This is a genomic window from Hydrogenophaga intermedia (genome assembly GCF_000723405.1).
Taxonomy (GTDB): domain Bacteria; phylum Pseudomonadota; class Gammaproteobacteria; order Burkholderiales; family Burkholderiaceae_C; genus Hydrogenophaga; species Hydrogenophaga intermedia.
In genome coordinates this window covers 123238-136882 of sequence record NZ_CCAE010000004.1, presented here as the reverse complement: position 1 = coordinate 136882, position 13645 = coordinate 123238, and the positions used below count along the sequence as shown (strand labels likewise).

14 protein-coding genes are annotated in these 13645 nt (G+C 70.2%); 4 read left to right on the top strand and 10 right to left on the bottom strand.

What is annotated here, in order from left to right; genetic code table 11:
- Positions 1-99: 99 nt before the first annotated feature.
- Positions 100-474 (bottom strand): ArsR/SmtB family transcription factor, encoded by a 375-nt coding sequence (locus BN948_RS04630; RefSeq protein ID WP_009517604.1) that lies wholly within the window; start codon positions 472-474, stop codon positions 100-102.
- Positions 475-557: 83 nt separating this feature from the next.
- Positions 558-2447, bottom strand: a complete 1890-nt coding sequence (locus BN948_RS04625; RefSeq protein ID WP_009517602.1) for a propionate--CoA ligase — start codon at positions 2445-2447, stop codon at positions 558-560.
- A 147-nt stretch (positions 2448-2594) separates the two neighbouring features.
- On the opposite strand from BN948_RS04625, the gene BN948_RS04620 reads away from it, so the two are divergent.
- On the top strand, positions 2595-3305 hold the full coding sequence (locus tag BN948_RS04620) for a phytanoyl-CoA dioxygenase family protein (protein WP_009517600.1): 711 nt from the start codon (positions 2595-2597) through the stop codon (positions 3303-3305).
- Between the two features lie 26 nt (positions 3306-3331).
- Here the strand turns inward: BN948_RS04620 and BN948_RS04615 are convergent, their stop codons facing one another.
- Positions 3332-3943: an isochorismatase family protein gene (locus BN948_RS04615; RefSeq protein ID WP_009517599.1), complete on the bottom strand. Its 612-nt coding sequence runs from the start codon at positions 3941-3943 to the stop codon at positions 3332-3334.
- Positions 3944-4021: 78 nt separating this feature from the next.
- The gene (locus BN948_RS04610) at positions 4022-4750 is read right to left on the bottom strand and encodes a TetR/AcrR family transcriptional regulator (RefSeq protein WP_148663177.1); all 729 of its coding nucleotides are present in this window, start codon (positions 4748-4750) and stop codon (positions 4022-4024) included.
- Between the two features lie 136 nt (positions 4751-4886).
- Here BN948_RS04610 and BN948_RS04605 point away from each other — a divergent pair, with 136 nt between their 5' ends.
- Positions 4887-6494, top strand: coding sequence for a 4-hydroxyphenylacetate 3-hydroxylase family protein (locus BN948_RS04605; protein ID WP_009517590.1), 1608 nt, complete (start codon positions 4887-4889; stop codon positions 6492-6494).
- Positions 6495-6558: 64 nt separating this feature from the next.
- The gene (locus tag BN948_RS04600) at positions 6559-7116 is read left to right on the top strand and encodes a C40 family peptidase (RefSeq protein WP_035620604.1); all 558 of its coding nucleotides are present in this window, start codon (positions 6559-6561) and stop codon (positions 7114-7116) included.
- Here the strand turns inward: BN948_RS04600 and BN948_RS04595 are convergent.
- Positions 7067-8041: a tripartite tricarboxylate transporter substrate binding protein gene (locus BN948_RS04595; RefSeq protein WP_009517588.1), complete on the bottom strand. Its 975-nt coding sequence runs from the start codon at positions 8039-8041 to the stop codon at positions 7067-7069. The genes BN948_RS04600 and BN948_RS04595 overlap by 50 nt on opposite strands.
- Entirely contained in the window at positions 8038-8994 is a 957-nt protein-coding gene (locus tag BN948_RS04590) for a LysR family transcriptional regulator (protein ID WP_009517587.1), read from the bottom strand. The genes BN948_RS04595 and BN948_RS04590 overlap by 4 nt, the downstream gene beginning before the upstream one ends.
- 99 nt (positions 8995-9093) lie before the next feature.
- Between BN948_RS04590 and BN948_RS04585 the strand changes: the two genes are divergently transcribed.
- Positions 9094-10449 carry an alpha/beta hydrolase family protein gene (locus BN948_RS04585; RefSeq protein ID WP_009517586.1) on the top strand — a complete coding sequence of 452 codons (1356 nt, stop codon included), beginning with the start codon at positions 9094-9096 and terminating at the stop codon, positions 10447-10449.
- 23 nt (positions 10450-10472) lie between these two features.
- On the opposite strand, the gene BN948_RS04580 is transcribed toward BN948_RS04585, so the two are convergent.
- From BN948_RS04580 to BN948_RS04565, 4 genes are read right to left on the bottom strand one after another with little or no spacing between them, the layout of a single operon-like run.
- Positions 10473-11162 carry a 2OG-Fe(II) oxygenase gene (locus tag BN948_RS04580; RefSeq protein WP_009517585.1) on the bottom strand — a complete coding sequence of 230 codons (690 nt, stop codon included), beginning with the start codon at positions 11160-11162 and terminating at the stop codon, positions 10473-10475.
- Positions 11159-12223: a bifunctional DNA-binding transcriptional regulator/O6-methylguanine-DNA methyltransferase Ada gene (gene ada, locus BN948_RS04575; RefSeq protein ID WP_009517584.1), complete on the bottom strand. Its 1065-nt coding sequence runs from the start codon at positions 12221-12223 to the stop codon at positions 11159-11161. Before ada ends, BN948_RS04580 begins: the two co-directional genes overlap by 4 nt.
- Before the next feature lie 2 nt (positions 12224-12225).
- Positions 12226-12870 carry a DNA oxidative demethylase AlkB gene (alkB, locus tag BN948_RS04570; protein WP_009517583.1) on the bottom strand — a complete coding sequence of 215 codons (645 nt, stop codon included), beginning with the start codon at positions 12868-12870 and terminating at the stop codon, positions 12226-12228.
- Positions 12871-12872: 2 nt separating this feature from the next.
- Positions 12873-13574 carry a 2OG-Fe(II) oxygenase gene (locus BN948_RS04565; protein WP_009517582.1) on the bottom strand — a complete coding sequence of 234 codons (702 nt, stop codon included), beginning with the start codon at positions 13572-13574 and terminating at the stop codon, positions 12873-12875.
- Positions 13575-13645 lie beyond the last annotated feature (71 nt).

Genomic DNA, 13645 nt, shown 5'->3' with positions numbered 1-13645 from the left:
GGCATTGTGCCACCGCCCCGAGCCAAGAGGGTGATGATGGGCCAAAGCCCACGTCGATACTGTGACGGGTGGTGAGGCTGGCGGGGCCCGCGGACGCGCTCAGGGCACGGCGCGCGGCGACAGCCGCTCGGACGCCGGCACCGAGGCCGGCTCGTCCATCTCGATCGCGATCTGGGTGCACACCGTACGGCACAGCATCACGGCCTTCTCGCTCTGCACGCGGTAGAACACCTGCGTACCGTCCTTGCGCTTGGCCAGCACGCCCGAGCGGTAGAGCAGGTTCAGGTGCTGCGACAGGTTGGGCTGGGTGGTGTCGATCTCACGCAAGAGCTGGGAGACCGACTTTTCCTGGTCGCACAGAGCGCTGAGGATGCGCAGCCGCATGGGGGTGGAGAGTACGCCGAAGAGCTCGGCGGCGAGTTCGAAGACCCGCCCTTTCTCGACCTGGGCATCACTGGCGATCATGTCGGCCATGGCATCCGCGCTTGGTTGGAAATATAAGCATGGATGATAGCCCCGGGCCTGACGCACCACGCCAGCCTAGGGGTAAGTCCTTGTCACGCCAGCAGATCCCGGATTTGCTGCAGCGCGCCCGGGTCATCCATGGTGGTCAGGTCGCCGGGGTCGCGCCCCTCGCACACCGCCTGGATGGCGCGGCGCAGCAGCTTGCCGCTGCGCGTCTTGGGCAGCAAAGCCACGAAGCGCACCCGCGCCGGCCGCGCCACGGCACCCAGTTGCGAATCGACCAGCTTCATGATGTCGCCTTCCAGCTTCAGCTGGGCGTTGGCATCACCGAGCGCCGAAGCATCCTTGGCCACCACGAAGGCCATGGCCACCTGGCCCTTGAGCTGATCGGCCACGCCCACCACCGCCACCTCGGCCACGTTGGGGTGGCTGGCGATGCTCTCCTCGATCTCGCGCGTCCCCAGGCGGTGGCCAGCCACGTTGATCACGTCGTCCGTGCGGCCCAGGATGTAGTAGTAGCCGTCGCGGTCGCGGATGCCCCAGTCGAAGGTGGAATACACCATCTTGCCCGGGATGCTTTTCCAGTAAGTGTTGACGAAGCGGGCGTCGTCGCGCCACACGGTCTGCATGAATCCCGGCGGCGTGGGACCTTCGATCACCACCACGCCCTTCTCGTCGGCGCCCGTCAGTTCCTCGCCGGTGGACTCGTGCAGCAGCTTCACGCGGTAGCCATACATGGGCACGCCCGGGCTGCCGAACTTGCTGGGCTGGCGCTCCACGCCATTGGCCACGGTCAGGATCGGCCAGCCCGACTCCGTCTGCCAGTAGTTGTCGATGATGGGAACACCGAGGCCGTCGGCGATCCAGCGCGCCGTGGGCTCGTCCAGCGGTTCACCGGCCAGGAACAGCGCCTTGAGGCTGGAGAGGTCGTATTGCTTCAGGAAGGCCGGGTCCTGCTTCTTGAGCACGCGCACCGCCGTGGGCGCGCTGAACATCACCGTGACCTTGTACTTCTCGACCAGCTTCCACCAGATACCGCCGTCGGGGCGGATCGGCAAGCCCTCGTACATGATGGTCGCCATGCCCGCGATGAGCGGGCCGTAGACGATGTAGCTGTGGCCCACCACCCAGCCGATGTCGCTGGTGGAGAAGTAGGTCTCGCCCGGCTCGCCCATGAAGATGTGCTTGATGCTGGCCGCCAGGGCCACGGCGTAGCCGCCCACGTCGCGCTGCACACCCTTGGGCTTGCCGGTGGTGCCGCTGGTGTAGATGGTGTAGCTGATGTCGGTCGAATCCAGCCACGCACAGGGCACCTGCGCATCGAGGTGCTGCTCGCGCAGAGTGGCGTAGTCGTGGTCACGCCCTGCAACGCGGTTCATGGGGGCCAGGCCCCGGTCCACCAGCAGCACCGCGGCGGGCTTGTGCTTCGCCAGGGCAATGGCCTCGTCCAGCAGCGGCTTGTAGGCAACCACCTTGCCGCCGCGCGAGCCCGCGTCGGCGCTGACGATGGCCACCGGTGTGGCGTCGTCGATGCGGCTGGCCAGCGAATGGCTGGCGAAGCCGCCGAACACCACCGAGTGGATGGCGCCGATGCGCGCGCAGGCCAGCATGGCGAAGGCGGCCTCGGGGATCATGGGCATGTAGATGAGCACGCGGTCGCCCTTTTTCACGCCCTGGGCGAGCAGGATGGCGGCCATGCGCTGCACCTCGGCGTGCAGTTCCTCGAAGCTGACGATCCGCTCGGTCTCGGTTTCCGTGGACACGAAGATCAGCGCGTTCTGCTTCGCCCGCTCCTTCAGGTGCCGGTCCACCGCGTTGTGGCACAGGTTGGTCTGGCCACCCTCGAACCAGTGCACGAAGGGCGGCTTGTCGTCGTTGCAGACGCGGGTGAAGGGCCGGTGCCAGTCGATCAGGCGGGCCTGCTCGGTCCAGAAACCCTCGGGGTCGTCGATCGAGCGGCGGTGGAAGTCGGCGTATCCCATGCATGTCTCCTCGCGCGGCCTGCCGGGCTGGCGGTCGCTTCTGAATTCTTAATTATGAGGAACTGGCTTGCGTGGGGCTGACGGGGCTTACCCGGGTCTGGGCTAGCATGACCGGCCTCGGCCCCCACACCCGGCCGAGCGCCGCAGATGACCGCCACCGCACCCGTTTTCACGCCATCGGACCTCGAGGCCTTTCATCGCCAGGGCCTGCTGCGGCTGAGGGGGCTCCACGCCAGGGGGGCCATGGGGGCGGTCAGGGAACGCATCCTCGAGGAACTCGCGCGCCTGAAGGTGTGGAACAAGGGGCGGTCCGCCGGTGGATCGCTGAACGCCTTGCCGCCCTTTCAGCAGATCGGCAGGCTGTCGTCGATGGTGAAGCTCGATCTGCACGGCGCGCTGAGCACACCCGACGTCCAGCGCGCGGTCCGCGGCCTCACCGGCAAGGCGCCTCAAGAAGGGCAAGGCACGCAACTCCTGATGTCGCTGCCCCGCCAGGGACAGTGGTCGCTGAACGGCCTGAACTGGCACGTGGACATCGCCGCGACGCCAGACGACGGCATTCCCGGCGTCCAGGCCTTCTACCTGATCGACGACGTCGTGCCGCAGGGCGGCGCCACGCTGGCGCTGGCGCGCTCTCACCGGATGCCCGGCGAGACAACCCGCGCGCTGCGGGCCGCCCTGAAATCGCCCGGCGACGTGCAGGCGATCCTGCGCGCCGGCGACACGGAGATCGTGGAGATGTCGGGGAAGGCCGGCGACGTCTTTCTGATGGACATGCGTGTGCTGCACACGCCGTCCATCAACGCATCGAAAAACCTGCGGATGATGGCGACCACCCGCTTCCTGCTGCGCGGGTAGCCGGGGGCGGCCGGGCTTGAATCGCCCTACTTGATGAGCCCCTGCACCGCCTTGAATTCGGGGTGCTCCGCCGTGCGCAGCCACTCGAAGGCCACCATTTCGGTCGTCAGCAGCTCGGCGCCCGCCCCCGCCAGCCGGTCGAAGGCGGCGTCGCGGTTGCGCTCGGTGCGCGAGCCGCAGGCGTCCGTCACCACCCAGACCTCGAACTCCTGTTCCAGCAACTCCAACGCCGTCTGCATCAGGCAGACGTGGGCTTCGCAACCGGCGATGACGATGCTGGGGCGCTCGGCCTCTCGCGGGGCCTGGGCACGCTCTTTCTGCAGGTGCTTGGGCAAGCTGCGCACGTTGCCGCCCTGGGGCCGCGCGGGCGGGCGCAGCCAGTCGGCCAGGCCGTCGGCCACGGCGCTGAAGTGCATCTTGGCCAGGGTGCGGCGGCACAGGGCGCGCAGCTCGGGCGGGTGGGCGCCCAGCTTGTCGGGGTTCTGTTCGGTGCCCCACACCGGCACGTCGAAGGCCTGGGCCATCTTCGCCAGACGCAGGGCGTTGGCCAGCACCTGCGGGCCTTCGTGAATGGCGGGCATGAGGCGGGGCTGGTAGTCCACCAGCACCAGTTGGGAGTCGTCGGCGTCAAGCAGCATGGCGAGCGGTAAAGAGTTTGGGTGGGCCGTGGGCCCGGGAACACCCGACCGGCGCGCGGGCCGGTCGGCGACAGAGAATCACTCGGCGAACAGGTCGCGCTGCGGCAGCGCGCGGCCGGGCGCGGCGGGGTCGAAGCGCTCGACCAGGCGGTCCACGTACTGCGCGAACAGGGCCTCGGCCGCCTGCCCGAACAGCCGGATGCGGCCGGTGTGCTTGAGCAGCAACAGCCCCATGCCGTGCGCGAACAGGGCGGCATTCTCGCGCGCCGCGGCGTCGGGCGGCAGGCCCAGGTCCTCCAGGGCCTGCTCGCAGGGGCGCAGAGCCTCCAGCAGGCGCTCGTTGAGGGTGCGATCCAGCTCGTGCGTGAGGCCGTGCGGGGCCAGGCCGTTGACGAGGTAGAAGCCCAGGTCCAGGTCGCGCGGGTTGCTGGCGTAGAAGCCGAACCAGGCCTGGGCCTTGGCGGCCAGGGCCTTGCCGGGCTGGGCCTTGAGCGCGCGCGCGGCCTGCACCTCGGCCTGAAGGCGATCCAGCGATTCGGCCAACAGCGCGCCGTAGATGGCCTCCTTGCTGTCGAAGTAGCTGTACAGCGCCCCGGCGGTGTAGCCGGCCTCGCGCGCGATCTCGCGGATGCTGGCGCCCTCGACCCCCTTGTCGGCGAAGACGCGGCGTGCGGCGTCCAGCACGTGGGCGCGGCGGGTGTCCGACATGGCGAGCTGGCGCTGCTGCCGCAGCTCGAGCTGGCGCTGGGCCTCGGCCTGGTCGGCCGCGCTGGGCAGGGGGCGAAGCTCGTCGAGGTGCACGTTCATGGCGCGCAGTGTAGCCAGGGAATCGAACTCGGTTCGATTTGATAAACCCTTGTCAAACAATTGAACACTGTTTAATCTTTCGATTGCAGCCATGAAAATTCAACATCCGGCAGCCCCAAGAACAGGAGACAAACGCATGAACACCATGGCCCCCACGCCAACACTGATGACTGGCGCCGACTACCGCGAATCGCTGCGGCGTTCCCGCCCGCGGGTGAGCGTGGACGGCCGCTGGGTAGAGAGCGTGGCCGACGACCCGGCGCTGCAACCCGGCATCAACGCGGTGGCGCTGACCTACGACTTCGCCCATCGCCCGGAGTACGCGCCGCTGATGACGGCCGTGCAGCACACCAGCGGGCGCACGGTGAACCGCATGACCCACCTGTCCGCCAGCGCGGGCGACTTGCTCAACAAACTGGAGGCCGTGCGCCTGATCTGCCAGGAAACCGGCTGCGCCCAGCGTTACCTGACGCACGACGCGCTGCACGCCATTGCCCAGCTCAGCGCCCGGCTGGACGACGCCACCGGCCGACGCGAGCATGGCGAGCGCTTCGTGGACTACCTGCACCGCGTGCAGGACCAGGACCTGACCCTGGGCGTGGCCATGACCGATGCCAAGGGCGATCGCAGCCGCCGCCCGCACCAGCAGGCCAACCCCGACAGCTACGTTCACATCGTCGAGCGCAACGCCAAAGGCATCGTCATCAGCGGCACCAAGGCCATCGTCACCGGCGCGCCCTACATGCATGAGCTGCTGGTCATGCCCTGCCGCAACATGGGCGAGGCCGACGCCGACTTCGCCGTCTGCTGCGCCGTGCCGGTGGATGCCGAGGGCCTGACCATCGTGGCCCGCCCGGCCGGGCGCCCGGGCGAGAAGCTCGAGCACGGCGACGCCCTGTTCTCGCGCCGCTTCGGCCAGAGCACCGGCGTGTGCCTGTTCGACCGCGTGTTCGTGCCCTGGGAGCGCGTCTTCCTGGCCGGTGAATGGGAGCACTCCGGCCACCTCACCTACAGCTACGCCACCCACCACCGCCAGACCTGCATCGCCGCGCGCGCGGGCTTCGGGGACCTGTTGATCGGCGCGGGCGCGCTGATGTGCGAGGCCAATGGCTTCGACCCAGGCGCCGAGAGCCAGCTGCGCGAGCAGATGGTGGAGCTGATCACCATCGTGGAGGGTTTCTACGCCTGCGGTGTGGCCGCCAGCGTCTACGGCCGGCGCGACGAACACGCCGAAGTCTTCATGCCCGACCCGGTGTTCGCCAACATCGGCAAGCTGCTGCTGGCCACCAAGATCTACGACATGCACCGCCTGGCGCACACGGTGAGCGGCGGCCTCATCGTGACGCTGCCCGGCCCCGACGAGGACCACAACCCCGAAACCGCGGGCCGCCTGTCCGACGTGCTGCGCGCCAGCCCGGACGTGCCCTACGAGCAGCGCATCCAGGCGGCGCGCTTCATCGAGGACCTCACCGCGGGCTACCAGGGCGGCTGGTACAGCGTGATCAGCCTGCACGGCGGCGGCTCGCCGGCCGCCATGAAGCAGGAAATCTGGCGCCACTACCCGGTGGGCGACAAGGTCGACCTGGTCGAGCGCCTGCTGGATCGCGGCCTGAGCGCCGACCCGGCGCGCGCCATCACACGCAACCGCCAGCCCGGCCGCTGCTGCGACACGGGCTGCACGCAGCCCGGCCAAGCCATGATGATTGAATTACCAACGAATACGAAAGCAACAAAATCAGCCTGAATCAAGCGCTTACGGCGCTTTTTTCAGTTGACGGGAGAGGTGTGGCGCACTACCCTCCGCGTCCATGCGTCGCTGGCTTCCCCTCCTCCTCATCGGCTGCTCGGCCGTGGCACACGCCGCGCCGCCCAGCGGAAGCTGGGAAGACATGGACACGCTGCTGGCCGACAAGGGCTTCATGAGCCGCCTGGGTGAGCAGGTGCAGCAGGCCGGCGCCACCGCCACCCAACAGGCGTCCAGCCTGGTGATCAACGCCCTGGCCTTCCTGGGCGTGCCCTACAAGTACGGCGGCAACACCTTCGACACCGGCTTCGACTGCAGCGGCTTCGTGCGTGCGGTGTACGAGCAGTCCATGGGCAAGTTGCTGCCGCGCCGTTCCGACGAGCAGGCCGCCGCCACCCAGCCCATCGAGCGCAGCGACCTGCAACCCGGCGACCTGGTGTTCTTCAACACCCTGCGCCGCTCCTTCAGCCACGTGGGCATCTACATCGGCGACGGCAAGTTCGTGCACTCGCCGCGCGCCGGCGCCCAGGTGCGCGTGGAAGACATGCGCGTGGCGTACTGGAACAAGCGCTTCAACGGCGCGCGCCGGGTGCCGGCGGGTTCGCCTCAGGCCCAGCCCTGAGGGCCTCGGCGATGCGGCGCGCGAAGGCCGCGCGGTCGTCGATGGCGGGCAGGTTGTCCGATGCGACCAGCCGGTCGCGGATGGCGGGGGACGCCAGCACCTGGTTGATCTCGGCGTTGAGCCGGTCCAACAGCGCGAGCGGCGTGCCACCCGGCGCGAACAGGCCGAACAGCGAACCGATGTTGGCCTGCGGCAGGCCCAGCTCGGCAAAGGTGGGCACCTCGGGCAACACATCCAGCCGCCGCGGCGCACCCACCGCCAGCGGCTTGAAGCGCCCTGCCGCCACGTGCTGCAACTGCAGCGGCGCCACGTTGGTGGACAGCAACTCGAACTGGCCACTCAGGGCGTCGTTGAGCTGCTGCCCGCCGCCCTTGTAGGGCACATGCGTCACGGCAATTCCAGCGCCGGCCTGCACCTGCTCCAGCACCAGGTGCCCCGCCGTGGCCACGCCCGAGGTCGCCCAGCGCAGGGCCCGGGGCCGCTCGCGAGCCTGCTGCAGCAGGTCAGCGAAGCGCTCGCCCGTGAACGCCGGCGTGCCCACCAGCAGCACCGGCGTGACCATGGCGCTGGCCACCGGCGCGACGTCGCGCAGCGGGTCGAAACCGACCGGGCCCAGGTGGGGGCGCAGCGTCAGGGGGCTGGTGGCGGAAAACGCCAGCGTGTGACCGTCGGGCACGGCCCGCGCCAACGCTTGCAGGCCCACGACGCCGCCGCCGCCCGCCCGGTTGTCCACGTGCACCGGCACGCCCAGGCGTGCGGCCAGTCCGTCGGCGATGGCGCGGGCCAGGCCGTCGCTGAGCCCACCCGGTGGGTAGACCACGATGAGGCGCAGCGGCCGCGCGGGCCATGGCGGTGTTGCCCGGGCCAGCCGCGACGCTGCCAGCGCCAGCAGCGCCACCGTCGCTTGCCGGCGGTTCGCGTTCACCGAGTCGGTCCTTTTCGCCCACGCGCCTGATACCGGCGGGCGGTGTCGCGAACGATCTTGAGGAAATGCGCGGCCGGCCCGCTGGCGTCGGCGCTGCGGTAGACCAGGGTCAGCGGCGCGTCCAACGGCGTGCCGTCGGCCAGCGGCCGGTACACCACCGCCTGCGGGTGCAGGCCATGCATGGACGCCGGCACCACCGCGATGCCGACGCCCGCGGCCACCAGATTCAGGCTCGTCACCATGCGCTCCACTTCGGCCGCGATGCGCGGGCGAAAACCCTGCGCCTCGCACAGCGCCAGCAGGTTGGCGTAGAGCCCGGGCGCGCCGGGCTGGCGCACGAGGATGAAGCCTTCCTGTCGCAACTCGGTCAAGGCCAGCGCCCGAGGGCCGCGCCGACCCACCGACCCGCTCGCCGGGTCCGCCAGCGGGTGGTCCACCGGTAGCGCCACCAGCACCGGCTCACGCAGCAGCACCTCGAAGCTCAGGTGATCGGGCTGCGACACGGGCACGCGAATCAGCCCGCAATGCAATCGCCCGCTGGCCACGGCCTCGGTGATGCCGGCGGCGTGGTCCTCGCGGATGGCCAGGGTGATGCCGGGCCAGGCGCGGCGGCAGGCGCGCAGGGCCTCGGGCGTGAAGGCGTGGGCCGCCGCCGAACTGGTGAAGCCGACGTTGAGCACGCCGAGTTCGCCGCGCGCCACGCGGGCCATGCGCCCTTGCATGGCGGCCATCTCGTCCACCAGGCGGCGCGCCTCCTGCTCGAACTGGTGGCCCGCGTCCGTCAGCGCCACGCCCTTCGGGTGGCGCTGGAACAGCGCCACGCCCAGCTCCGCCTCCAGCGCCTTGATCTGCAGGCTCAAGGGCGGCTGCTGGATGCCCAGGCGCTCGGCCGCGCGCGTCATGTGCCCGGCGTCGGCCACGGCGAGGAAGTAGCGCAGGTGCCGGAACTCCATATCCAAAAGGTATTGAAATCGGTCTTTCAGTATATTTGACGCGGGGTGGCGGCCCACCTATCGTGCGGCGGACCCGAATCACAACACCGGAGACAAGCCGTGCCCATCCGCTCCCTGGCGGGCCTCGCCCTGGCCGCCTTCGCCTGCCTTCCCTCGCACACCCTGGCCGCGCCCGGCCCCGGCGACCCGACGCCGCGCGCCTGCCCCACGGAGGTACCGGCCGGCGCCCGCTGCTTCACCGCCGATGACGGCCTGGGCGGCTTCTTCTGGACCGCCCTGCCCGCGGGCTGGAAGCCCGCCACCGGCGTGCTCGTGGTGCACGCCCACGGCGGGCCGGCCGACACCGGCCCGGCCCGCATCGAACGTGGTGAGCAAGACCTCAAGCGCTGGGCGATCACCGTCAAGGCCGGCTACGCCTGGGTCGCCGCCACCTACCGGCGCGGCGGCTTCGGCGTCAGCATGGCGGCCGAGGACAGCGAGCGCGCGCGCCGCCATTTCGTGCAGCACTTCGGCGTGCCGCGCCGCACCTTGCTGCACGGGCAGAGCTACGGCGCGGGCGTGGCGTCCAAGGCGGCCGAGCTATACGCCACGGTGAGCGGCCCGAGCGGCCCCACGCGCGGCCCGTACGACGGCGTGCTGCTCACCAGCGGCGTGCTGGGTGGCGGCACGCGCGCCTACGACTTCCGGCTCGACCTGCGCGTGGTCTATCAATACGTCTGCCAGAACCACCCCAAGGTCGACGAACCCCAGTACCCGCTGTGGCAAGGCCTGCCCATGAACGCACGGCTCACGCGCGCCGAACTGGCGGCGCGCGTGGACGAGTGCACCGGCGTGCGCAAGCCCGCCGCGCAGCGCACGGACCGACAGAAGGCCAACCTGGCCACCATCGTCAACGCCATCCGCATCCCCGAGCGCTCGCTCATCGCGCACCTGAACTGGGCCACCTGGCTGTTCCGCGACCTCACGCAACTGCGCCTGGACGGCCGCAACCCCTTCGACAACATGCGTGTGCGCTACCAGGGCTCGGCCGACGACGCGGCCTTGAACGCGGGCGTGCAGCGCTACGCGGCCGACCCCGCCGCCGTGGCCGAACTGGCGCGCGACAGCGACCCGCAGGGCCGCATCAACGTGCCCGTGCTGGCGCTGCACGCGGTGAACGACCCGACCGCCTTCGTCGAACTCGAGTCCGCCTACCGCGAGATCGTGGAACGCGCGGGCAACGGCGCCCTGCTGGTGCAGACCTACAGCGACGAGTCCGAGCACAGCTACCTGAGCGAGCCGCAGTACCCGGCGCTGTTCACCGCGCTGCTGAACTGGATCGACAGGAAGGACAAGCCCACGCCGCAGCGCGTGGCGGCGCTGTGCAAGTGCTACGAGGCGGCCTATGGCGAGGCCTGCAAGCTGCTGCCGGACTACAAGAGCCCGCCGCTGAGCAGCCGCGTGGCGCCGCGCTGACGAGAAACGCCTCGGGCAAGGCTTCAGCGCGCGCCGTGAAAGCTCAATTCCAGGCCGACACGTTCGCCCCGCCGCACGCGGCCGATGGCGTGCTTGAGCCTCACCCGGTAGGGGCCACGGCTGCCCTGTACGGGGCGCTCGTCCGTGGCGATGAGCGCCACGTCGCCCAATTTCAGCGGCAGGACAGCGGGGCGCGATTGCATGCGCGGGCGCTGCTCCGTCGTCACGAACTCGCCGCCCTCGAAATCGACGCCGGGCTCGGACAGCAGCGCGACGAGCTGCAGGGGGAACACCTGTTCGCCCTCGTTGCGCTGGTGCAGCAGCAGGTGGTCGTCTACGCCCAGGCGGCTCAGGTGGGACTGGCCGCGCGTCTGGCCCGCTTGCCGGTTGCGCTGGAGGAAGTCGGTGAACGTCGGCGGGTAGCGGGCCTCGACGCCGAGGGTGTGGTTCCAGCGGTTGACGATGGCGGCGAGGTGCGGATAGAGCGACGTGCGCCAGGCGTCGAGCGGCGCCGGCAAACCCGCCTCGAAGCAGAACAAGTCACCGCTCCCCAGACCGCTGGCCGCCAGTGGCACGCGCACAGCGCCCAAGGTCTCGGCCCCATACGCCAGACTGCGTGCCGCCTCGGCGCCCAGCCAGCCGGGCAACAGGGCATGGCCTTCTTCATCCAGTTGGGCCGAGATCTCTGCCCAGTCCAGGCGAGCGCCGTTCACGCCTGGGCCTCGCGGCGCAGCAACTCCCGCTTGCGCTCCACGCCCCAGCGGTAGCCGGCCAGGTCGCCGTCGCGCCGCACCACGCGGTGGCAGGGAATGGCCACGGCCAGGCGGTTCGCGCCGCAGGCCTGCGCCACGGCCCGCACCGAGCGCGGCGAGCCGATGCGCTCGGCGATCTCCGTGTAGCTCGCGGTCGCCCCCGGCGGGATCTCGCGCAGCGCGCGCCACACCCGCTCCTGAAAGGCCGTGCCCTGCACGTCCAGCGGCAGTTGCAGGCCGATCGCGGGCGCCTCGATGAGACCGACCACCTGCGCCACCCATTGCTCGAAGGCCGCGTCGCCCCCAATGAGCCGGGCCCGGGGAAACTGGTCCTGCAGCTCGCGCACCAGCGTGTCCGGGTCGTCGCCGAGCAGGATGGCGCAGATGCCGCGCTGGCTCTGGGCCACCAGGATGGCGCCCAGCGAACACTGGCCCACGGCGAAGCGGATGTCCGCACCAGCGCCGCCGGCCCGGTAGTCGCGGGCGCGCATGCCCAGCAACTGGTCCGACGCCTCGTAGAACCGGCTGTTGGCGTTGAAGCCGGCGCCGTAGATGGCGTCGGTGATGGAAGCCTCGGGCGCGCTCAGTTCCGCGCGCAGGCGTCGGGCGCGAAAGGCCGAACCGTAGGCCTTGGGCGTCAGGCCCGTCTCGGCCTTGAACAGGCGGTGGAAGTGGAAGGGGCTCATGCCGAGATCGGCCGCCAATGCGTCCAGCGGCGGCGGCGTCTCCGACGCCTCGATCAGCCGGCAGGCGCGCGCCACCAGCGCGGCGCGCTCGGCCGCTGCGCGGGTTCGGTCGCCCTGGGCGCGGCGGCTGGGGCGGTAGCCCGCAGCCTCGGCGGCCTGGGCGGAATCGAAGAACGCCACGTTCTCGCGCCGGGGCAAGCGCGCCGCCGAGCTGGGCTGGGCGTACACGCCGGTGGTGCGCACGGCGTAGACGAAGTGGCCGTCGGCGGCGGCCTCCCTCTGTTGCACCGCCGCCCAGCGGGCGTCGTCGGTGTCGTAAGCAGCGATCGTGTTCATGGTCATCCGGCCTGGCGGAATGTGAGGTTGAAGCGCTGGCTGCCCAGCAGCGCATGGGGCTCGTCCTTGAGCGGCGACACGCCGTGGTAGCGCAGGCGGTCGGCGCCGCCCCACACCACCACGTCGCCGTGGCGCAGCGCCACCTTGAGCGTGGGACCGCTGCGCGCCAGGCCACCCCACAGGAACGTGGCGCGCATGCCCAGCGACACCGACACGATGGGAGCGGTGTAGTCGCGTTCGTTCTTGTCCTGGTGCAGCGACAGCCGCGCGCCGGGTGTGTAGCGGTTGACCAGGCAGGCATCGGGCTCGAAGTGCTCGAAGCCTGCCGCCGCCGCGGCCTCGTTCGCCAGTTGTGCAAAGACGGCCGGCATGGCGGGCCAGGGCGCACCGCTCTCGGGGTCGATGGCGGTGTATTGATAGCCCAGGCGGTCGCTCGTCCAGCCCAGCGCGCCGCAATTGGTCATCGCCACCGACATGGTGAAGCCGCCCGGCGTGACCAGGTGACGGAACGGCGATGCCGACGCGACGGCTGCGATGGCGGCCACCAGTGCGGGCACCTGCGGCAGCGCGAAGCCGCGCAGCAGCACGGCGCCGGGTCCCAGGCGCTGCTCCCGCTCGGTGGGCTCGAACAGGTCAAGTGTTTCCATGCTCAGCTCGCGTCGTGGAAGATGAGGCCCACCGTGTGGCGCTGGCCGCTGAGCACGCGGCTGACACCGTGCCGCATGGCCAACCGGCGAATACCACGCCGGCCCGACGCGGGCCGTTCGTTCACGGTGAACACCACCGCGTCGCCCTGGCGCAATGGCACGACGTCCGCGCGCTGGCCCTGGGTCGAGCGCTCGGTCATCACGAACTCTCCACCGGTGAAATCGCGGCCCGGTTCCGACAACAGCATGGCCACCTGCAGCGGAAAGACGTGCTCGCCGTACAAGTCCTGGTGCAGGCAGTTGTAGTCACCTTCCCCGTAACGCAGGATCAGCGGCGTCGGCCGCGTCTGGCCGGCCTGGTGGCAGCGCCGCAGGAAGGCGTCCAGCCCGTCCGGGTAGCGCGTGGCCAGGCCCAGTTGCGCTTGCCAACGGTTGGCGATCGGGGCGAGTCGGGGGTACAGCGCGTGGCGAAGCCGCTCAAGCAGCGGCGGCAGGGGGTAGGCGAAATACTTGTACTCACCGCGCCCGAAGCCGTGGCGAGCCATGACGATGCGCGAGCGGAAGCCGTCCGCGCGGGAATAGAGCGCGGCAAGCGTTTCGCATTGCGCGGGGGTCAGCACGCCGGGCAGGACCGCGTGGCCCTGCGCGTCGAGCGCACGCTCGACGGCGTCCCAATCGCGGTCTTGGCTCACCAAGCTTGTCATGGCACCTCACTCACTGGATCGACAGGTGAGATCAGTGTAGGAGCCCGTTCCTCCCGGGACACTCCGCTCCT

What these genes read in the sequence shown, in the direction of transcription:
- alkB (WP_009517583.1), bottom strand. Translation starts at nt 12,870, where the DNA reads ATGGAAACACTTGACCTGTTCGAGCCCACCGAGCGGGAGCAGCGCCTG.
- BN948_RS04605 (WP_009517590.1), top strand. Translation starts at nt 4,887, where the DNA reads ATGAACACCATGGCCCCCACGCCAACACTGATGACTGGCGCCGACTAC.
- BN948_RS04630 (WP_009517604.1), bottom strand. Translation starts at nt 474, where the DNA reads ATGGCCGACATGATCGCCAGTGATGCCCAGGTCGAGAAAGGGCGGGTC.
- BN948_RS04600 (WP_035620604.1), top strand. Translation starts at nt 6,559, where the DNA reads ATGCGTCGCTGGCTTCCCCTCCTCCTCATCGGCTGCTCGGCCGTGGCA.
- BN948_RS04565 (WP_009517582.1), bottom strand. Translation starts at nt 13,574, where the DNA reads ATGACAAGCTTGGTGAGCCAAGACCGCGATTGGGACGCCGTCGAGCGT.
- BN948_RS04625 (WP_009517602.1), bottom strand. Translation starts at nt 2,447, where the DNA reads ATGGGATACGCCGACTTCCACCGCCGCTCGATCGACGACCCCGAGGGT.
- BN948_RS04590 (WP_009517587.1), bottom strand. Translation starts at nt 8,994, where the DNA reads ATGGAGTTCCGGCACCTGCGCTACTTCCTCGCCGTGGCCGACGCCGGG.
- ada (WP_009517584.1), bottom strand. Translation starts at nt 12,223, where the DNA reads ATGAACACGATCGCTGCTTACGACACCGACGACGCCCGCTGGGCGGCG.
- BN948_RS04620 (WP_009517600.1), top strand. Translation starts at nt 2,595, where the DNA reads ATGACCGCCACCGCACCCGTTTTCACGCCATCGGACCTCGAGGCCTTT.
- BN948_RS04610 (WP_148663177.1), bottom strand. Translation starts at nt 4,750, where the DNA reads ATGAACGTGCACCTCGACGAGCTTCGCCCCCTGCCCAGCGCGGCCGAC.
- BN948_RS04615 (WP_009517599.1), bottom strand. Translation starts at nt 3,943, where the DNA reads ATGCTGCTTGACGCCGACGACTCCCAACTGGTGCTGGTGGACTACCAG.